At 66.3% G+C, this 18712-nt stretch carries 17 protein-coding genes; 9 read left to right on the forward strand and 8 right to left on the reverse strand.

Going from position 1 to position 18712, the window contains the following annotated elements; all coding sequences use genetic code 11:
- Positions 1 to 204 precede the first annotated feature (204 nt).
- Complete coding sequence (locus AC3A3W_RS02620) at positions 205 to 798, forward strand: hypothetical protein (RefSeq protein ID WP_487440336.1); 594 nt, start codon at positions 205 to 207, stop codon at positions 796 to 798.
- A gap of 328 nt (positions 799 to 1126) precedes the next feature.
- Here the strand turns inward: AC3A3W_RS02620 and AC3A3W_RS02625 are convergent, their stop codons facing one another.
- Positions 1127 to 1591, reverse strand: a complete 465-nt coding sequence (locus tag AC3A3W_RS02625; protein WP_487440337.1) for a GatB/YqeY domain-containing protein — start codon at positions 1589 to 1591, stop codon at positions 1127 to 1129.
- A 112-nt stretch (positions 1592 to 1703) separates the two neighbouring features.
- Between AC3A3W_RS02625 and AC3A3W_RS02630 the strand changes: the two genes are divergently transcribed.
- From AC3A3W_RS02630 to AC3A3W_RS02640, 3 genes are all read left to right on the forward strand, one after another.
- On the forward strand, positions 1704 to 2468 hold the full coding sequence (locus AC3A3W_RS02630) for a M50 family metallopeptidase (protein ID WP_487440338.1): 765 nt from the start codon (positions 1704 to 1706) through the stop codon (positions 2466 to 2468).
- 9 nt (positions 2469 to 2477) lie between these two features.
- Complete coding sequence (locus AC3A3W_RS02635) at positions 2478 to 3539, forward strand: glutathione S-transferase family protein (RefSeq protein ID WP_487440339.1); 1062 nt, start codon at positions 2478 to 2480, stop codon at positions 3537 to 3539.
- A gap of 178 nt (positions 3540 to 3717) precedes the next feature.
- Complete coding sequence (locus tag AC3A3W_RS02640) at positions 3718 to 4782, forward strand: FUSC family protein (protein WP_487440351.1); 1065 nt, start codon at positions 3718 to 3720, stop codon at positions 4780 to 4782.
- 49 nt (positions 4783 to 4831) lie between these two features.
- On the opposite strand, the gene AC3A3W_RS02645 is transcribed toward AC3A3W_RS02640, so the two are convergent.
- Genes AC3A3W_RS02645 through AC3A3W_RS02655 form a run of 3 tightly spaced genes read right to left on the reverse strand, consistent with a single transcriptional unit; the run spans position 4832 to position 8469 of the window.
- Positions 4832 to 5743 (reverse strand): MaoC family dehydratase, encoded by a 912-nt coding sequence (locus AC3A3W_RS02645; RefSeq protein ID WP_487440340.1) that lies wholly within the window; start codon positions 5741 to 5743, stop codon positions 4832 to 4834.
- A complete protein-coding gene (locus tag AC3A3W_RS02650; protein WP_487440341.1) occupies positions 5740 to 7077 on the reverse strand; it encodes a 3-oxoacyl-ACP reductase in 1338 nt (445 codons plus the stop codon). The genes AC3A3W_RS02645 and AC3A3W_RS02650 overlap by 4 nt, the downstream gene beginning before the upstream one ends.
- A gap of 9 nt (positions 7078 to 7086) precedes the next feature.
- A complete protein-coding gene (locus tag AC3A3W_RS02655; RefSeq protein ID WP_487440342.1) occupies positions 7087 to 8469 on the reverse strand; it encodes an acetyl-CoA C-acetyltransferase in 1383 nt (460 codons plus the stop codon).
- On the opposite strand from AC3A3W_RS02655, the gene AC3A3W_RS02660 reads away from it, so the two are divergent.
- Together AC3A3W_RS02660 and AC3A3W_RS02665 are read left to right on the forward strand one after the other, a co-directional pair.
- A complete protein-coding gene (locus AC3A3W_RS02660; RefSeq protein WP_487440343.1) occupies positions 8468 to 9217 on the forward strand; it encodes a TetR/AcrR family transcriptional regulator in 750 nt (249 codons plus the stop codon). The genes AC3A3W_RS02655 and AC3A3W_RS02660 overlap by 2 nt on opposite strands.
- Before the next feature lie 51 nt (positions 9218 to 9268).
- Entirely contained in the window at positions 9269 to 11365 is a 2097-nt protein-coding gene (locus AC3A3W_RS02665) for an acyl-CoA dehydrogenase family protein (protein WP_487440344.1), read from the forward strand.
- A gap of 98 nt (positions 11366 to 11463) precedes the next feature.
- Here AC3A3W_RS02665 and glgA read toward each other — a convergent pair whose 3' ends face one another.
- Positions 11464 to 12660, reverse strand: a complete 1197-nt coding sequence (gene glgA, locus AC3A3W_RS02670; RefSeq protein ID WP_487440345.1) for a glycogen synthase — start codon at positions 12658 to 12660, stop codon at positions 11464 to 11466.
- Between the two features lie 100 nt (positions 12661 to 12760).
- Here glgA and glgC point away from each other — a divergent pair, with 100 nt between their 5' ends.
- The 3 genes from glgC to AC3A3W_RS02685 all read left to right on the forward strand — a co-directional run bounded on the left by glgC (position 12761) and on the right by AC3A3W_RS02685 (position 16263).
- The gene (gene glgC, locus AC3A3W_RS02675) at positions 12761 to 14161 is read left to right on the forward strand and encodes a glucose-1-phosphate adenylyltransferase (RefSeq protein WP_487440346.1); all 1401 of its coding nucleotides are present in this window, start codon (positions 12761 to 12763) and stop codon (positions 14159 to 14161) included.
- Between the two features lie 81 nt (positions 14162 to 14242).
- A complete protein-coding gene (locus tag AC3A3W_RS02680; protein ID WP_487440347.1) occupies positions 14243 to 15694 on the forward strand; it encodes an SDR family NAD(P)-dependent oxidoreductase in 1452 nt (483 codons plus the stop codon).
- 86 nt (positions 15695 to 15780) lie between these two features.
- A complete protein-coding gene (locus AC3A3W_RS02685) occupies positions 15781 to 16263 on the forward strand; it encodes a pyridoxamine 5'-phosphate oxidase family protein (RefSeq protein WP_487440348.1) in 483 nt (160 codons plus the stop codon).
- A gap of 35 nt (positions 16264 to 16298) precedes the next feature.
- Here AC3A3W_RS02685 and AC3A3W_RS02690 read toward each other — a convergent pair whose 3' ends face one another.
- The 3 genes from AC3A3W_RS02690 to AC3A3W_RS02700 all read right to left on the reverse strand — a co-directional run.
- Positions 16299 to 17150, reverse strand: coding sequence for a transglutaminase family protein (locus tag AC3A3W_RS02690; protein ID WP_487440349.1), 852 nt, complete (start codon positions 17148 to 17150; stop codon positions 16299 to 16301).
- Positions 17147 to 18073 (reverse strand): alpha-E domain-containing protein, encoded by a 927-nt coding sequence (locus tag AC3A3W_RS02695; RefSeq protein ID WP_205652038.1) that lies wholly within the window; start codon positions 18071 to 18073, stop codon positions 17147 to 17149. Before AC3A3W_RS02695 ends, AC3A3W_RS02690 begins: the two co-directional genes overlap by 4 nt.
- Before the next feature lie 81 nt (positions 18074 to 18154).
- Positions 18155 to 18712 (reverse strand): circularly permuted type 2 ATP-grasp protein (locus AC3A3W_RS02700; RefSeq protein ID WP_487440350.1); only part of this gene is annotated, 558 nt, incomplete at its 5' end.

Genomic DNA, 18712 nt, shown 5'->3' on the forward strand with positions numbered 1-18712 from the left:
CCTCACGGAGCCCCGGCCGGCCTCCCGGCCTGGATGTGACTTAATTCACTGTGGACCTCCCAGGTCACTTTGGCAACAGCAGGCCCCACGGCAGCCGACACCTGGCCCGTCCAGGTAACACGCGCGGGCGCCGGTTCCTGAAGACCCGTTCGCCGCATAGACTGCCCGTGTAAGCGAAGCTGCTGCCAGCCCAAGGACGGTGCCATGACCGTGATCGATCCGGACTTGCTGACCTTTGAGTACAGGCTCCAGTATCGCGGCGTTCCAGGAATGGAGCATGTTCCCCGTGACTATCCAATGCGCTGGGAGGTCACCGTCAGTGCCGGCGGCTTAAACGGCGGGGGCGGCGCGGAGGGCGAGATGGTCCAGGTGGGCCACGCCGTCGTCCGCGTTGTTCCAAAGGCCGGGATGATCAATCTCTTCGTCACCACGGAAGGCGCGGACGCTGAGATGGCACACATCGCTGAAATGCTGACGTCAGAACGCCCGGACCTTGTTACTGAGTATCTTCAGGACAGCGGCGACCTGATGATTGTCTCCGCCCTCGAGATCCTGCCTGAGTACCGCGGTGACCGCATGGGCTACACCATCCTGCACGCCATCCTCGAAACAGTAGGCCGGTCCGTGGACCTCGTCGTCGTGCACGCCGTACCGGCACGCAGCGAGGACTCTCCCGCCGAAGGCACTCCGGAGTACGAACAAGCCAAGTCCACGCTGAAGGCGTACTGGCAGGACTTCGGGTTCGATGAGGCAGCCGGGGAGTACATGGCATTCGCCAAGAAGCGAATCCTCGAATAGCTCCATGTCGAAGGGCCCCGCAGCGGCGGGGCCCTTCAATGTCAGTGCCTAGACGCTTTCACTGATCCGGTCAGGCTTTTCAGCTGCGTCCTTCTCCCATTGGGCGAGGTAGGCCCACATCCTGGATTCCTCCGCCTGCACCTGGGGCTCCGGGGCCTCATCAGGCCTCGTCTCCGGGCGGGTTTCATTCGATTCCCGGGCGCGATCTTTCCTGTAGTTCCGCCACCCCTCGCACGATGAATAGCACATCACCGACCTCCTTAGTGTGGGTGTGCTTAAATCGTCCTCCCATTCGGCGGCCGCGTCGAGCCTCAGCCGTTGCGCGGCCTTAAGCCAGCCGCGAGCGGACGATGTCGCTGACGGCCTTGCCGTCGAACCGCCCGGCGACCTTGGCCGTTACAGGCTTCATCACGGCGCCCATGTGCCTCATCGACAGCTCCGCACCACCGGCCTTGAGTTCCTCAACCGCCTCATCCACGATGGCCTCCACCTCTGCGGCCGTGAGTGGCCTCGGCAGGTAGGCCTCGATGACATCGGCTTCAGCAATTTCGGCGGCAGCGCGGTCCTTCTCCCCCGCTTCCGTGTAGATCCTGGCGGTGTCGTGGCGCTTCGCCGCCTCCTTTTGCAGCAGTGCCGTGATCTGGGCGTCATCCAGTTCCACCGGCGTCTTGCCGGATTTTTCACGGGTTTCGATCTCGCCCAAAACATTGCGCACGGTGGTGAGCGCCACCTTGTTGCCGTCCTTCATGTGCGCGACAACATCGGCGTGCAGGCGTTCCTTCAACATGGTCATGACTTCCTTTTTCAGCGTTGCGGTGATGTAGGGGGCACTGTTAACTCCATCGTGCACCCTAAAGGCCCCGGTGAACATTTCCGCCCGGTCTCCGGCGGTAGCCTTGAATCCTATGGTTAATTTTGCTGCTGCAGTTCCGACCCTGCCCGAACAATGGTGGGACCGGGTTGCCGCCGGCTTTGCACGGTCCGAGGTTCCCACGGTGACCGTTACTGAGCTGATCGCCGTCGTCCTCGTCGCCGTCGTGCTCTCCGTCCCTGGCGCCACCTGGCGGTACTTCGGCTTGTTCGCGACGGTGACGCACGAACTGGGACACGCTTTCGCGGCGCTGACCAGCGGCCAGCGGCTGGGCGGCATCCAACTGAGGCTCAACCATTCCGGAACGACCACCTCTTATACGCGCGGGCGTTTTGCCGCCGTGTGGTCAGGATTCTGGGGCTACCCCGTCCCGGGCATGACTGGAGCCGGGCTAGTTTGGTCCGGGTTCACCGGCTGGGGCCCCGCCGCCATGTCCGCCGGCCTCCTGGTTCTACTGGCCTCCCTGATCTTCATCCGCAACGCGGCCGGCGTGCTGATTCTGCTCGTGGCGGTGGCAGGAACGGGGGCACTCATCATCGGCGTGCCCGCAGTCTTTACCGGGCACGTGGCCATCATCCTGGGATTGGCACTGCTCGTAGCCTCGGTCCGGGACCTGGCCAAGCTCACCAACGTGCACCTCCGCCGCCGGGACCAATTAAGGACCTCGGACGCCTACATCCTGTACCGGGCTACGGCCGTTCCTTCAGCGGTGTGGATAGCCCTCTTCTCCCTCGTGGTGGCTGCATCGTGGCTGGTTGCCTGGCAGCCCATGTCGCGCGTGCTGGCAGCAGGCACATAGTCTGGGTCCATGAACCAGCAGCCCAGCACCGTCAAGGAACACAGCACCAGGGGTTCCTACGTCACCGGCGGAGATTTCAACCGGGACACAAACTACATCGAGGACCGGATCACCAAAAGCGGTGAAGCAGGGCCCAACGGTGAGCCGGGCTGGCCCGTGGAACCCGGTCGCTACCGGCTGGTGGCTGCCCGCGCCTGCCCGTGGGCCAACCGGACCGTCATCGTCCGCCGCCTGCTGGGACTGGAGGACGCTATTTCGCTGGGCCAGCCGGGCCCCACCCACGATGCCCGCTCCTGGACCTTCGACCTTGACCCCGGCGGGAAGGACCCGGTCCTCGGCATCAAACGCCTGCAGGAAGCGTACCTCCGGCGGTTCCCGGACTACCCGCGCGGCATTACCGTCCCCGCTCTTGTGGACATCGCCAGCGGGGCGGTAGTAACCAACAACTTCCCCCAGATGACACTGGACTTCTCCACTGAGTGGAGTGCGTTCCACCGCCCCGGTGCGCCGCAGCTGTACCCGGATCACCTTCGTGACGAGATCGACCGCGTCAACAAGCGCGTATTCACTGAGGTCAACAACGGCGTGTACCGGTGCGGTTTCGCCGGGTCCCAGGACGCTTACGACGCTGCCTACGCCCGCCTGTGGGCGGCCCTGGACTGGCTGGAGGACCGGCTTGCGGACCAGCGGTATCTCGTGGGCGGCTCCATTACTGAGGCTGACGTCCGCCTCTTCACGACTCTGGTGAGGTTCGACGCCGTGTACCACGGGCATTTCAAATGCAACCGGAACAAGCTCAGTGAGATGCCTCATCTGTGGGCCTACGCCCGGGACCTGTTCCAGACTCCGGGGTTCGGGGACACCATCGACTTCGTGCAGATCAAGCAGCACTACTACATCGTTCACGAGGACATCAACCCCACGGGCATCGTCCCTGCGGGACCCGACCTGTCCGGCTGGCTCACTCCGCACGGCCGCGAAGCGCTGGGCGGAAGCCCTTTCGGCGAGGGCACTCCCCCTGGACCCGTCCGTGCAGGGGAACAGGTGTCCCCCGGGCACGGAGCGGGCTGACCGCTTTTAGACCGGCTCTTCCACCGGCGCCCCGGCCGCACCCTCGAGCTGGCGGCCTGGGGCGACGGGGGTGCTGCGCCCGTTTATCCATTTGTCGCAGCGGGGCGGCCGCCCTAGTGTTGGCCGGGTGAGCACCCTGAAGAACGAGACCTCAGCCAGCGCTCATTGGACGCGACGGCTGGGGCGGGCGACGGCGACGGGCGCAAGGCGTGTTCTTGCTGCGCCCCGGCTGCAGTTGGCGGCCAAGGCTGGCCTGGCTGCCGGCATCGCTTTCCTCATCGCCCCGTACATGCCGGGGGCGGCGGCCCAGTACCCGTACTATGCGCCGCTTGGCGCCTTGGTGGCCATGTATGAGAATGTGGCCGGTTCGATGCGCCAGGGCCTCCAGACACTCGTCGGCTTGGCCGCAGGAATCGGGCTTTCATTCCTTCTGCTCAGTTTCGGCGCCACCCCGCTGTCAGTCGGCATCGTCATGGCCCTCGGCGTGCTGCTGGCCGGACTCCCCCGCCTCGGAGCAGGCCGGGACTGGATTCCAACGGCAGCGCTGCTGGTCCTGCTGGTGGGCGGCAACAATCCGGACGATTTCTCGTTCGGCTACCTGCTCCAGATGGGTGTCGGCGTTGCCGTCGGCGTCATCGTGAACCTGCTCGTTTTCCCGCCCCTGCATTTCAATGCGGCGGCGCTCAGCCTCACCGAACTGCGCATTGCCCTGGCCCGCCAGCTGACAGACATGGGGGCGGCGGTCCACGAAAAGTGGCCGCCTGAGCATGAGGACTGGTCCCTGCGCTCGGACGAGCTGGCACGGTCGGCCAGGTCCGTTCGCGACGCCGTCCAGAAGGCCGACGCAAGCCGGGAAGCCAACCCCCGCCGCCGCTTCCACCCCCGCGACGTGGACCTGGATTACCGCAACGTCCGCGACCTTGAACGCATCACGTTCCACATCCAGGACATGACCGAGGTGCTCGCGGAGGTCATCTGGAACAAGGACATGCCGTTCACCATCCCGCTTCCGTACAGTGAGCCGCTCGCCAAGGCGCTCGCCGCCGTCGGAGAGGTGCTCTCCGCGGACGAGGAGGACCCTGACCGGCGGGCCGAGCTGACGGCGGCGGCACGAGCTGCGGTTGACTCCCTGAGGGCCCGGATCGTTTCCTCAGGCGCCGACGCCGATGCCCCCAGCGCCGCCGAATCCATCCTGCTCAGCCTGCACAGGATCCTGCGCGTGGCTGAAACGGACAGCCGCTAGGGTACCTGCGCCTTTGCGGGGGACGGCGGGCCGGCCCATGCGGCCAGCGCTACAGCGACGCCACCGAACCGCTGAAGTGCTTTCGGCCGGAGCGCGGGTTCCATCCCACATAGTCCGAGCGCACCCAGCCGGCTCCCTGAGCCTGAACCGTCGAAATATCAAGGGCAACCCGCGCCGGAAGGAACACCGGCGCTTCAAAGGCAACGTCCCAACGGAATGAATCGCCTTTGGCCGCCCCGACATCCGCCAGTGCCCGCGACGCCAAATACATGCCGTGCGCAATGGACCGCCGCAGGCCCAGTGCCTTGGCGGACAGCACACTGAGGTGGATGGGATTAAAATCCCCCGACACCGCGGCATAGGCCCGCCCCGCATCGACCCCCAGCTGCCAGATGGCTGTGGGGTCCGGAGCCGTGAACTGCTGCGTTGGCGTCCCGCCCGACGCTTTGTCGATGCCCGGAAGATAGGCGCCCTTGGCCAGATACGTGGACACGCCCCGCCAGAGGATACTGTCGTCCCCGGACGCGCGGATCTCGGCAACGATGTCCAGTTGTGTTCCGGCCCGGTGTGCCCGGAGTGCCTCGGCGCGGGCGCTGACATCCAGTGCCTCGGTGAACCGGACCGGGCGGAACTGCTCAACGGCGTTGCGGAGATGAATCATGCCCAGCAGCGGCAGCGGAAAGTCGTCCCGGTTCATGATGCTCATGGCGACGGGGAACGCCATGGCATGGAGGAACCCTGCGGGCAGCACATCGCTGGCAGTTTCGCCGACCAGATGCTGATAGGCGGTCAACTGCCCGACGTCAGCGTGCACGCCCCGCACTTCATGGCCCGTCGCGGGCAGCGCCGCTCCCGGGTGGGAGCCAAGGAGCCGGCGCCGCGCGGCCCCGGCGGCCGCGTTCACGTACAGTTTGGAGAGGGACGGCATCTCGCCCAGGATGACGGGCTGGCCGGGGCTCATGCACCCACCAGTTGCTGTCCGCACACCCGCAGCACTTCGCCCGAAATCCCCCCGGCAGCGTCGCTGGCGAGGAACGCAATCGCCTCGGCAACATCCTGCGGGCGCCCGCCCTGCTGAAGCGAATTGAGCCGCCTCGCGATCTCCCGGGTGGCACGAGGCATGCGGGCGGTCATCTCCGTCTCGATGAAGCCGGGAGCGACCGCATTGATCGAGCCGCCATGCCCGGCCAGCAGGGGCGCCGTGGCACGCACCATCCCAATCACCCCGCCTTTGGAGGCCGCATAGTTCGTCTGGCCCCGGTTGCCGGCGATGCCGGTGGTTGAGGCTACAGACACGATCCGCGGAGCGGAGCGGAAGTGTTCGGACGCCAGCAGGGCTTCATTGATCCGGAGCTGCGCGCTGATGTTCACCGCCAGCACCGAGCTCCACCGCCCATGATCCATGTTTACGAGTAGCTTGTCCCGGGTGATGCCCGCATTGTGGACCATGATGTCCAGCCGCCCATGGCGCGTGACGGCGTGGTCTATGATCCGCTGGCCAGCATCCTCCCGGCTGACGTCGAGCTGCAGCGCTGTTCCCCGGATTTCGTTCGCAACGGCGGCGAGGTGGTCTCCCGCGGCCGGAATATCGACCGCCACCACTGTCGCACCGTCCCGGTGCAGCGTCCGCGCAATCGCGGCTCCGATGCCGCGCGCGGCACCGGTGACGACGGCGACCTTGCCGGCGAGCGGCTTGTCGGCGTCGTCGGGGAGCTCCCCCGATGCCGAGCTGATCCGCACGAACTGGCCGTCCACATAGGCGGACCGGCCGGAGAGGAAGAAGCGGAGCGCTCCGAGTGCCGCCGGAGCCGTGGGCGCAACGCCGTCGGCGAGCAGGATGCCGTTGCCGGTGGCGCCCGCCCGCAGTTCCTTGGCCAATGAACGGAGCAGCCCGTCAACTCCCTGCCGGGCAGCAGCAACCTCCGGAGGGCTGCCGTCGGAAGTTCGCGAAACAGTGACGACGCGCCCGTTCGGGGCCAGGTCACGCAAGGAGGATGCGGCCGTCAGGACCGGCTTTTCGAGGTCGTCCGGCGACTCAACATCGTCCAGGACCAGCACGATCCCGCCGAGCCTTTCCTTGGGAACGGCGTGCCGGCGAACGTCCACATCCCACCTGAGGAGCTCTGCGGCGAGCTCGTCTGCCCCCGGGCTCGAACCCTCGAGCAGGACGGGGCCGTTGATGAGGGGCTGACCGGGTTCATAGCGCCGGAGCGCGGCGGGCTGCGGGAGCCCGAGTTTCTTGGCGACGTTCCGGCCGAGGCCCTTGCTGACCAGCCGCGTGTATGTGTCTGTCATGAGAATCCCCTACTGTGCTTCCAGCAGTGCCACGACGCCCTGGCCGCCGGCGGCGCAGACGGAGATGAGTCCGAGCGCGGGACGTCCGTTGACGGTTCCCTTCCCGTGCAGCAATTTGGCGAGGGACGCCACGATGCGTCCGCCCGTTGCTGCGAACGGGTGACCCGCCGCCAGCGACGATCCGTGGACGTTGAGCCTGGAGCGGTCCACCTTGCCGAACGCGCCGTCCAGTCCGAGCCGCGTGCGTCCGAATTCCTCGTCCTCCCAGGCTGCCAGCGTGCTGAGGACGGTTCCGGCAAATGCCTCGTGGATCTCAAAGTAGTCGATGTCGTCCAGCGTCAGGCCGTTGCGCGCCAGCAGGCGCGGCACGGCAAAGGCGGGAGCCATGAGCAGCCCGTCCTTCCCGTGCACGAAGTCCACGGCGGCGGCTTCGCCGTCCAGGACAGTGGCGAGCTTGGGCAGGTCGTGCCGGTCCGCCCACTCCTCGGACGCAAGGAGCACAGTGGAGGCGCCGTCGGTCAGCGGCGTGGAGTTGCCCGCCGTCATGGTGGCCTCCGCCCCGAGGTTCCGGCCGAAGACGGGCTTCAGGGAGGCAAGCTTCTCAAGTGTCGTGTCGGGCCGCAGATTCGAATCCCGGCTGAGCCCCCGGTACGGCGTGAGGAGGTCATCGAAGAAACCGGCGTCATAGGCGGCTGCAAGATTGCGGTGGCTGTTGTAGGCCAGTTCGTCCTGCGCCTCCCGGGTGATTTTCCACTGCGCGGTGGTCAGGGCCTGGTGCTCGCCCATGGACAGCCCTGTACGTGGCTCGCCGGTGTTGGGTGCGTCGGGAGCAAGATCCTTGGGCCGCAGGCGGGCCAGGATTCGCAGACGCTGCGGCAGGGTCTTGGCGCGGCTAAGGTCCAGCAGGACTTCCCGGAGCCCCTCGCTGACCGCGATCGGGGCGTCGGAGGCAGAGTCGACGCCACCGGCAATGGCCGATTCGATCTGCCCCAGCCTGATCTTGTTGGCCAGGCCCAGCACTGTTTCCAGTCCCGTGGCGCAGGCCTGCTGGAGGTCGTAGGCCGGGGTTTCGGCAGAGAGCGCAGACCCCAGCACGGCCTCACGCGTCAGGTTGAAGTCCCGCGAGTGCTTGAGGACCGCGCCCGCGGCAACTTCGCCGATCCGCTCGTCCTGCAGGCCGAAGCGGGCAATCAGTCCGTCCAGGGCGGCCGTGAGCATGTCCTGGTTTGAAGATTTGGTGTAGGCCCCGCCTGTGCGGGCGAACGGAATCCTGTTTCCGCCCACCACCACCGCCCTGTGAAGGGCAGATGCAGGAAGGCTCCGGGCGGATGAAGCGGACCGCGTTTCGGCGGGTTCCTCGTGTCCGTTTACTGGCTGTCCGTCGATGGACATGCGGCATCTCCTTAGCTCCGGGAAGTTATCGATACCCAGCGTACCTGATACGCTGGGTATCGTGAATACGAGCCAATCTGACGGAGAGAGCCTGTCCGGACCCGCCGCCGTCGACGGCCGCGCCTCCCGGTGGCAGTCCCACCGCGAGGAGCGCCGCCGGGAGCTCATCAAGTCTGCCCGGCGCGCCGTTCACGCCCTGGGCAGCGATGCGTCCATGGAGGACATAGCGGCGGCCGCCGGAACCTCGAAGTCTGTTTTCTACCGCTACTTCGGAGATAAGGCCGGGCTTCAGCAGGCCGTGGGCGACGTGGTCCTGGGCCAGATGCAGCGGCGGATCCAGGAGGCGGCCCAGGCGGCCCAGACCCCGAGGGAAGGCCTGCTGGCCATGGTCTCGGCATACCTGCAGATGGCCGAAACCAGCCCCAACGTCTACACCTTCGTGACCCGCTATTCAGCGGGGGATCCAGACGGCAGCCACACCTCCATTGCCACGGCCGGCGCGCTGGGCCACTTCTTCGATTCCATTGCCGACATGATCGCCCGGCCCATGCGCGCGCATCTCGGTGCAGGCAAGGAGGCGGTCATCGGATACTGGCCGAATGCTGCCATCGGTCTTGTCCGTAATGCGGGAGAGCAATGGCTGGCAAGCCCTGCCTCCCCCACGAAGCCTGACCAGGAAACGATGGCCCGCCAGATCACCGCCTGGCTGTGCGTGGGCATCGCCCCTGAACTCACCGACGTTCAATAACCGCTCCAAAAACTTCTCGAAAAAACTGTCAGACCCAACGAAGGAATCGTGATGACTGAAGTCGTGGACCGCCGCACTGACACCACCTCGTCCCGTCCCGCACCTGCCGGCACGCAGCCCGCCGTCGACGTCGCTGCACTGGGCGAGCAGCTGCTCGGCAAATGGGCGGACGTCCGGCGCCAGGCCCGTGAACTGGCTGCCCGCCCAGAGCTGCACAAGGCCGAGGGCCTCACACACACCGAACACCGGCAGCGCACCTTCGTGCAGCTCCGCTACCTGGTGGACAACAACGCCGTCCACCGCGCCTTCCCGGCCGCGCTCGGCGGTTCCGACGACCACGGCGCCAACATTGCAGGTTTCGAGGAGCTGGTCACCGCCGACCCCTCCCTGCAGATCAAGGCCGGTGTGCAGTGGGGGCTGTTCGGTTCGGCCGTGCTGCATCTGGGCACCGAGGAGCATCACAGCAAGTGGCTGCCCGGGATCATGAACCTGGACATCCCCGGCTGCTTCGCCATGACGGAGACGGGGCACGGCTCGGATGTCGCGAGCATCGCCACCACCGCCACGTACGACCCCGGCACGCAGGAATTCGTGATCAACACGCCGTTCCGTGCTGCCTGGAAGGACTACATCGGCAATGCCGCCCTTGACGGCCTCGGGGCAGTCGTGTTCGCCCAGCTGATCACCCGCGGCGTGAACCACGGGGTCCACGCCTTCTATGTGGATCTCCGCGACCCCGCCACGAAGGAATTCCTGGCCGGAATCGGCGGCGAGGACGACGGCCTCAAGGGCGGCCTGAACGGCATCGACAACGGCCGCCTGCACTTCAGCAACGTCAGGATCCCGCGGACCAACCTGCTGAACCGCTACGGTGACGTGGACGCCGAGGGGAACTACAGCTCCACCATCGCCAGCCCGGGCCGGCGCTTCTTCACCATGCTCGGCACGCTCGTCCAAGGCAGGGTCAGCCTCGACGGCGCTGCCGTGGCCGCCTCAAAGATCGCCCTCAAGACTGCCATCACCTACGCCACCGAACGGCGCCAGTTCACTTCCTCGTCCCTCACCGAGGAAGAGGTGCTCCTCGACTACCAGAGGCACCAGCGGCGGCTCTTCACGCGCCTGGCCACCACCTACGCCGCCGCATTCGCGCACGAACAGCTGCTGCAGAAGTTCGATGACGTGTTCTCCGGCGCGCACGACACCGACGCGGACCGCCAGGACCTCGAGACCCTGGCGGCGGCCCTCAAGCCGCTCAGCACCTGGCACGCCCTGGACACCCTGCAGGAATGCCGCGAGGCGTGCGGAGGAGCCGGTTTCCTGATCGAGAACCGCTTCGCCTCGCTCCGCGCCGACCTTGACGTCTACGTCACCTTCGAAGGCGACAACACCGTGCTGCTGCAGCTCGTCGCCAAGCGGCTGCTGGCGGACTACGCCAACGAATTCCGCAACGTCAATTTCGGAGTTCTGGCCCGCTACGTGGTCAACCAGGCAGCCGGCACCGCGGTCCACCGCACCGGGCTCCGCGGCGTGGCGCAGTTCGTGGCGGACACGGGGCTGCCACAGAAGGCCGCCATCGCCCTGCGGGACGAGGAGAGCCAGCGCGCGCTGCTCACCGACCGCGTTCAAAGCATGGTCGCAGAGGCCGGCACCGCCCTCAGGGGAGCCAGCAAGCTACCCCAGAAGGAAGCCGCTGCCGTGTTCAACCGGCACCAGAACGAACTGATCGATGCAGCACAGGCCCACGCGGAACTCCTGCAGTGGGAGGCCTTCACTGACGCCCTCGGCCAGTGCACGGATCCGGGAACGAAGACCGTGCTGACATGGCTCAGGGACCTGTTCGGGCTGTCCCTGATCGAGAAGAACCTGTCCTGGTACCTGATGAACGGCAGGCTGTCCATGCAGCGTGCGCGGACGGTGGGGGGCTACATCAACCGGCTGCTGGTCAAGATCCGGCCGCACGCCCTGGATCTGGTTGACGCCTTCGGGTACACCCAGGACCACCTGCGCGCGGCCATCGCCACCGGAGCCGAGAAGGTCCGGCAGGACGAAGCACGGGACTTCTACCGTGCCCAGCGGGCCAGCGGCAGCGCGCCGGTGGACGAAAAATCAGTCCTCGCCCGGAAGGCCCGGGACGCCCGGCGTTCCTGACCAGCTCTTGAGCCTGGCGAATAAGCCTTGCGATTAAAGCCCGACGGCGGCGTTCCCCCTGGGGGGAGCGCCGCCGTCGGGCTCATACTGCTTTGGAACTACTTGAGTACCGAACGGTAGACGTCGAGGGTGGTCTCGGTGATGGACTCCCACGAGAAGTGCTCCTCGGCCCGGCGCCTGCCGGCCTGACCCATGGCGCGGGCGCGCTCCGGATCAGAGACAACTTCAGTCAGGGCGGCGGCGAACTCACTGACGAACTTTTCCGGATCCAGCGGGGTGCCGGTGCCGTCCGTGACCTGTTCGATATCCACGAGCAGCCCCGTTTCCCCGTGCTGTACGACTTCGGGGATTCCGCCGGTGGCGCTGGCCACGACGGCCGCGCCGCAGGCCATGGCTTCCAGGTTCACGATGCCGAGGGGCTCATAGATGGACGGGCAGGCGAAAGCCGTGGCGTGGCTCAGGACCTGGATGAGTTCGTTGCGGGGCAGCATCCGCTCGATGAGGACCACGCCGCTGCGCTGGCTTTGAAGTTCCTCGATCAGCCGGGCCGTTTCGGCGGCGAGCTCGGGGGTGTCTGCCGCACCGAGGCACAGCACGAGCTGCACGTCCGCGGGAAGCTTTGCGGCGGCGCGCAGGAGGTACGGAACACCCTTCTGCCGGGTGTTGCGGCCGACGAACACCACGCTGGGGAGATCCGGGTCGATGCCGAGGGCACGGACGGAGTCGTGGTTCTCATCCCGGTTCCACAGGCTGACGTCGATGCCGTTGTGGACCACCTTGACCTTGGCGGGATCCACGTTGGGGTAGCTGCGCAGGATGTCCTGCCGCATTCCCTCGGAGACGGCAATGATGGCGGCCGCTGCCTCATAGGCGGTCTTTTCCACCCAGGAGGAGAGGGCGTAGCCGCCGCCGAGCTGCTCGGCCTTCCACGGGCGCAGCGGTTCCAGGCTGTGTGCGCTGAGCACATGGGGGATGCCATGCAGCAGCGACGCCAGGTGTCCCGCCATGTTGGCGTACCAGGTGTGCGAATGCACGAGATCGGCGCCCCCGATGTCCGGGACGATGCGCAAATCCACGCCCAGCGTCTGGACGGCGGCGTTTGCGGAGCCGAGATCCTCCGGCACCGAGTAGGAGGTCACGTTCGCCCCGTGGTAGTCGGCGTCGCGGGGCGCGCCGAAGGCACGCACCTGCAGATCGACGTGCTGGGCCAGGACCCGGCTCAGCTCGGCTACATGGACGCCCGCGCCACCGTAAATCTCCGGCGGGAACTCTTTAGTCACAATGTCTATTCGCACGGTACCCAAGGTAGTCGTTACGGTTGAACTGTTCTAGTGTGAAGGAGTCCGGGCGTGCCGGACTTTTGGGGAAGATACGAAGGCGTACAGGAGCGACCACATGCCGTTGAATAAGAAAGTCCTGGCTATTGTCCTCGCCGGCGGCGAGGGAAACCGTCTCATGCCACTGACGGCTGACAGGGCGAAACCCGGCGTGCCCTTCGCCGGAAGCTACCGGCTGATCGACTTTGCCTTATCCAACCTGGTCAACTCCCGTTATCTGCAGATCGTGGTCCTGACCCAGTACAAGTCCCACAGCCTGGACCGCCACATCTCCGAAACCTGGCGGATGTCCACGCAGCTCGGCAACTACGTCGCCTCCGTTCCCGCGCAGCAGCGCGTGGGCAAGAGCTGGTTCCTGGGCAGCGCGAATGCCATCTACCAGTCCCTGAACCTGATCCACGACGCCAACCCCGACATCGTCGTCGTCGTTGGCGCGGACCACGTCTACCGCATGGACTTTGCCCAGATGGTGGAGCAGCACGTTAAGAGCGGCGCCAAGGCAACGGTCGCCGCCGTCCGCCAGCCGCTGAACATGGCGAACCAGTTCGGCGTCATCGAGGTGGACCCGCAAGACTCGCAGAAGATCGCCGCGTTCGTTGAAAAGCCGTCCTCGACGCCCGGCCTCGCTGCCGACCCCACCCAGTTCCTGGCCTCCATGGGCAACTACGTCTTCGACGCCGACGCCCTGGTAGACGCCCTGCACGTCGACGCCGAACGCCTCGACACGAAGCACGACATGGGCGGCGACATCATCCCCTACTTCGTCAACCAGGGTGAGGCCGGCGTCTACGACTTCACGCTCAACGACATCCCGGGATCCACGGAACGCGACCGCACCTACTGGCGCGATGTCGGCACCATCGACTCCTTCTACGACGCCCACATGGACCTGATCTCCCCACTCCCGGTGTTCAACCTGTACAACTCGGAATGGCCCATCTACACGCGGCAGAGCATCTCCCCGCCTGCAAAGTTTGTCCGCGGTGAAAACAACACCGTAGGGACAGCGCTTGACTCGATCGTCGCCAGCGGCGTGGTCATCTCGGGCGGCATCGTGGAAGGTTCGGTCCTGTCCAACGACGTTTACGTCAGTACGGCCAGCCGCGTGGTGGACTCAGTGCTGATGGACAAGGTCCAGATCGGCGAGGGCGCCGTGGTCCGCCGCGCCATCATCGACAAGAACGTCAAGGTTCCTGCCGGCGCCGCGATCGGCCTCGACCCGGAGCTGGACCGCGCCCGCGGCTTCAAGGTCACCGATTCCGGCATCACCGTGCTCTCCAAGGGCCAGGCTGTGCCGGAGCCGGACGAGGCCGAGCGGAAGCTTTCGGCGGCCAACCTGCACCTGGTGCCGAACGCGGTGAAGGCCGCGACGGAAAACTACCCAGAGGTCCGCAATTCCGTGAACCATGCAGGTCAGGCCCAGGCGGCTGCCGTCACCTCCGACAGTTCCGCGAGATAGCCAGGCTTCACCTTCGCCGGGCGGTTGTCCCGGCAACCCCTGAGGCAGGCCCGTGCCTCGACAGGCTGTAAAATCAGATCAATGAGCTCCTCCGATCTGACGCCTGAAGAGATTCAGGCCTGCCTCAAGGTTTTAAACTCCATCCACGTCTATGACGAGGAGCACCCTGACTACGTCTCGGTGCGCCGCGCCACCGGCAAGATGTTCAAGGCAGTCAAGCGGCACCGCCGGGTCACCAAGCGCGACCTCATCGCCGAGGCAGACCGCGCCGTCATCTCCCAGACCGCCACGGCTGCGCCTGACCGGATCGACGACGAGACCCGGGGCAACAAGCTGGCGCCGTCGGCCACCGGCAAGGTGGCCGGCCACCTGATCAGGTCCCGTCCCTGCTACATCTGCAAGCAGCACTACACGCAGGTGGACGCTTTCTACCACCAGCTCTGCCCGGAGTGCGCGGCCTTCAGCCACACCAAGCGGGATGCCCGGACCGACCTCACCGGTCGCCGCGCCCTGCTGACCGGTGGCCGCGCGAAGATTGGCATGTACATAGCGCTCCGTCTGCTCCGCGACGGCGCCCACACCACCATTACCACGCGGTTCCCGAAGGATGCAGCGCGCCGTTTCGCCGCCATGGAGGACAGCGCGGACTGGCTGCACCGGCTCAAGATCGTGGGCATCGACCTGCGCGACCCCTCCCAGGTCATGGCGCTCACGGATTCCCTTAACGCCGCCGGCCCCCTGGACATCATCATCAACAACGCGGCCCAGACCGTGCGCCGGTCCGGCAACGCTTACAAGCCCCTGGTGGACGCCGAGGACGAGCCGCTGCCCGCCGCCCTTGAGGCGGCCAACGGCGGCCCGGAACTGGTCACCTTCGGCCATGCCCACGACAAGCACCCGTTGGCCCTCGCAAGCAGCGTCACGGAACACCCGGTCCTTGCCGGCGACGCCATCACCTCGCTGGCCCTGTCCACCGGTTCGGCTTCGCTGGAACGCATTGCGTCCGGAACCGCCATCGACGCCGGCGGGCTGGTGCCGGACCTTGCCACGATCAACAGCTGGACCCAGGTGGTCGACGAGGTGGATCCCCTCGAAATGCTCGAGGTGCAGCTGTGCAACGTCACCGCCCCGTTCCTGCTCGTGAGCAGGCTCCGGGATGCGATGAGGCGCTCCACCGCGCGCCGCAAGTACATCGTCAATGTCTCGGCCATGGAGGGCCAGTTCTCCCGCGCCTACAAGGGCCCGGGGCATCCGCACACGAACATGGCCAAGGCCGCCCTGAACATGATGACGCGGACCAGCGCGCAGGAGATGCTGGACACCGACGGAATCCTTATGACGGCAGTCGACACGGGCTGGATCACGGACGAGCGCCCCCACTACACCAAGGTCCGGCTCATGGAAGAGGGCTTCCATGCGCCGCTCGACCTCGTGGACGGAGCGGCCCGGGTCTATGACCCCATCGTCATGGGCGAAAACGGCGAGGACCAGTACGGAGTCTTCCTCAAGGATTACAAGCCCAGCCCCTGGTAAGTGGTCCGGCGGGATCGTTCTCCGGAACAGGACCCACGCCCGGGACGTACTGGCAGGCATGCTGCAGCGGGCGTAGGCTCTGCTCCATGACGAATGTGCAGCCTTCCGCAGCTTCCCACGAGTCCGTGGAACACCTGGAATCCAGCCAGTGCTGGGACCTCCTCCGTCAGGTTTCTGTCGGCAGGCTGGCCGTCTGGGTGGACGACCATCCGGACATCTTCCCGCTCAATTACACGGTGGACCACGGCACGCTCGTGTTTCGAACCGGTGAGGGCACCAAACTTGGGGGTTCCCTCGGGGAGTCCCCTGTGGCGCTGGAAGCCGACGGTGTGGACGCAGTATCCGGCATGGCGTGGAGCGTGGTGGTGAAGGGCAAAGCGGCGGCACTGAAAAGCACGGACGAAATCCTGGATTCGGCGTCCCTTTTCCTCTTCCCCTGGCAGGCGGGCCAGAAAGACCACTTCGTCCGGATCACCCCGGACTCCGTCACGGGCAGGCGCTTTAAGGTGACTCCGCCCCTGACGTGGTGGACACAACTCAGCGGAGCCGTTAAATCCGCCCCCGAATAGGCGGCCCGCACTGGGGCGCAGGCCGCCCCTCCGGGTTATGCGAGCCTGGTGATTTCCACGCTGACGCTGAGCGTTGAGCCGCCGCCGCCGGACAGGATGCCCTTGAGTGGAGGGACATCCCGGTAGTCGCGGCCGCGGGCCACGGTCACGTGGAAGTCCCCGGCCGGCTTGTGGTTCGTGGGGTCCCAGCTGCGCCATTCGCCGTCCCACCATTCCAGCCACGCGTGGGACTGGCCGGCAACAGACTCGCCGATGTCCGCCGTCGAACGCGGGTGAAGGTAACCGGACACGTACCTGGCGGGGATCCCGCGGCTGCGCAGCGCGCCGATGGCCAGATGGGCCAGGTCCTGGCAAACGCCCTGCCTCTGGTTCCAGGCTTCCTCGGCGTTGGTGGTGACGCCGGTGGTGCCCTTCATGTAGGTCATCTCACCGCGCATCCACTCGAAGATTGCCATGGCGGCCTCGTGCGGGTTCTTGCCGTCAACGACGCCGGGGATGATCCCCAGGACCTCGTCGCCCGGACCGGTCAGCTGGGACTGCGGAACCCAGTCGCTGAACTGGTTGAGGATCTCCGGCGAGCCGAGCACGTCCCAGCCAACGATGTCCGCATCCGACGGAATGCGGTCCACCCGGTGCACTTCGACCGTGGTGGTGGACAGCACCTCGAGGTATTCATGGGGCATCTGCATGTCGAACGCGGTGACCCGGGTGCCCCAGTAGTCGCGGTAGCTGCTCACGGCCGCCTGAGACGGGGAAACCTTCATGGAGGACTCCAGCACCACCTGCTGCGGGTCCGTCAGCGGGGTCATGCGGGCCTCGTTGTAAGAGAGCGTAACCCGCTTGTTGTACTTGTAGCCGGTCTTGTGGATGATGCTCAGCCGGGTCATGAAACTTCTCCCACCCAGGCCAGTTCGTCCGCCTGATTGAAGTACTTACGGGAAATGGCGTCCGAGGCTTGCGAGACGGCCTTCTGCACGCGCTCCATGTGTTCCGGGAGCTCCGACATGAGATCGTCGGTGCGGTGGAACTCGAGGAAGGTGCGGGCCTGGCCCACGATCCGGCGGGCGTCATTGATGAAGCCGACGCGCTGGGCCGAAGGGTCCAGCTTCGCCAGGCACTCGTCGGCGTCCCGCAGGGCGTAGACGATGGACCTCGGGAACAGCCGGTCCAGCAGCAGGAACTCGGCGGCGTGCTGGTCCCCGAACGCGGCGCGGCGGGTGCGCAGGAATGATTCGTAGGCCCCGGCGCAGCGCAGCATGTTCACCCAGGACATGCCTGCGGAGAGGACGTCGCGGGTGGAGAGCATGCGGGCCGTCATGTCGGCGCGTTCCAGGGACCGGCCGAGGGCTAGGAACAGCCAGCTGTCGTCGTGGCTGACGGTGGTGTCCGCGAGGCCGCTGACCATCGCTGTGCGTTCCAGGACCCAGTGGCAGTACCGGTAGGTGCCCACGACGTCCTTGCGGTGCTGGTTCAGGCCGTAGTAGGTCGTGTTGAGGCTTTCCCACAGGCCGGACGAAACGGTCTCGCGGGCACGGCGCGCGTTTTCACGGGCGGCACCGAGGGACCCGGCGATCGATGTGGCGCTGTGCTTGTCGTAGGCGAGGGCGTGCAGCAGCTCCTCGAGGCCGAAGTCCTCGCTCTGCGGGCGCGCCCCCATGACGGCCAGCAGTTCGCGGGCAACGCTGCGGCGCTCCTCAGTGGGCAGGTGGTTAAGCCGCTCGAGGTGGACGTCCAGAATGCGGGCCGTTCCGTCGGCCCGTTCAACGTAGCGGCCGATCCAGAAAAGCGACTCGGCGATTCGGCTAAGCATGTGCGGTTACCTCCTGCGCGAGTGTGGTGCCGGGTGTGGATGATGTGGATGCGGATACGGAAGGCCGAGGTGCGTGCGGCGTCACTGCTGCTGCTCCGACTGGCGGTCCCGCCAGTTGCTCTCGACCGGCCAAACAGAGACGCGTTCGCGCACCGTGATGGACTGCCTGGGCACCTGCTCCACCGGAACCTGGGGGGAATCCGCCAGCACCCAGGTGTCCTTGGAGCCGCCACCCTGGCTGGAGTTCACGATCAGTGAGCCTTCCTTCAATGCAACGCGGGTGAGGCCGCCCGGGAGGACCCAGACGTCGTCGCCGTCGTTGACGGCGAACGGCCGCAGGTCCACGTGGCGGGGACCGAACTTGTCCCCGCTGAGCGTGGGCACGGTTGACAGCTGCAGGACAGGTTGGGCGATCCAGCCGCGGGGGTCCGCGATGACGCGCTTGCGGAGGGCCTCGAGCTCCTCCTTGGATGCGTCCGGACCGATCACGAGGCCCTTCCCGCCGGAGCCGTCGACGGGTTTCACGACGAGTTCGTCCAGGCGGTCCAGGACGTGCTCGCGCGCCTCCTTTTCCTCCAGCCGGAAGGTGTCCACGTTGGCGATCACGGGCTCTTCGCCGAGGTAGTAGCGGATGAGGTC

Source organism: Arthrobacter sp. Soil_N43 (assembly GCF_057655195.1).

What these genes read in the sequence shown, in the direction of transcription:
- AC3A3W_RS02620 (WP_487440336.1), top strand. Translation starts at nt 205, where the DNA reads ATGACCGTGATCGATCCGGACTTGCTGACCTTTGAGTACAGGCTCCAG.
- AC3A3W_RS02625 (WP_487440337.1), bottom strand. Translation starts at nt 1,591, where the DNA reads ATGACCATGTTGAAGGAACGCCTGCACGCCGATGTTGTCGCGCACATG.
- AC3A3W_RS02630 (WP_487440338.1), top strand. Translation starts at nt 1,704, where the DNA reads ATGGTTAATTTTGCTGCTGCAGTTCCGACCCTGCCCGAACAATGGTGG.
- AC3A3W_RS02635 (WP_487440339.1), top strand. Translation starts at nt 2,478, where the DNA reads ATGAACCAGCAGCCCAGCACCGTCAAGGAACACAGCACCAGGGGTTCC.
- AC3A3W_RS02645 (WP_487440340.1), bottom strand. Translation starts at nt 5,743, where the DNA reads ATGAGCCCCGGCCAGCCCGTCATCCTGGGCGAGATGCCGTCCCTCTCC.
- AC3A3W_RS02650 (WP_487440341.1), bottom strand. Translation starts at nt 7,077, where the DNA reads ATGACAGACACATACACGCGGCTGGTCAGCAAGGGCCTCGGCCGGAAC.
- AC3A3W_RS02660 (WP_487440343.1), top strand. Translation starts at nt 8,468, where the DNA reads ATGCGGCATCTCCTTAGCTCCGGGAAGTTATCGATACCCAGCGTACCT.
- AC3A3W_RS02655 (WP_487440342.1), bottom strand. Translation starts at nt 8,469, where the DNA reads ATGTCCATCGACGGACAGCCAGTAAACGGACACGAGGAACCCGCCGAA.
- AC3A3W_RS02665 (WP_487440344.1), top strand. Translation starts at nt 9,269, where the DNA reads ATGACTGAAGTCGTGGACCGCCGCACTGACACCACCTCGTCCCGTCCC.
- glgC (WP_487440346.1), top strand. Translation starts at nt 12,761, where the DNA reads ATGCCGTTGAATAAGAAAGTCCTGGCTATTGTCCTCGCCGGCGGCGAG.
- AC3A3W_RS02680 (WP_487440347.1), top strand. Translation starts at nt 14,243, where the DNA reads ATGAGCTCCTCCGATCTGACGCCTGAAGAGATTCAGGCCTGCCTCAAG.
- AC3A3W_RS02685 (WP_487440348.1), top strand. Translation starts at nt 15,781, where the DNA reads ATGACGAATGTGCAGCCTTCCGCAGCTTCCCACGAGTCCGTGGAACAC.
- AC3A3W_RS02690 (WP_487440349.1), bottom strand. Translation starts at nt 17,150, where the DNA reads ATGACCCGGCTGAGCATCATCCACAAGACCGGCTACAAGTACAACAAG.
- AC3A3W_RS02695 (WP_205652038.1), bottom strand. Translation starts at nt 18,073, where the DNA reads ATGCTTAGCCGAATCGCCGAGTCGCTTTTCTGGATCGGCCGCTACGTT.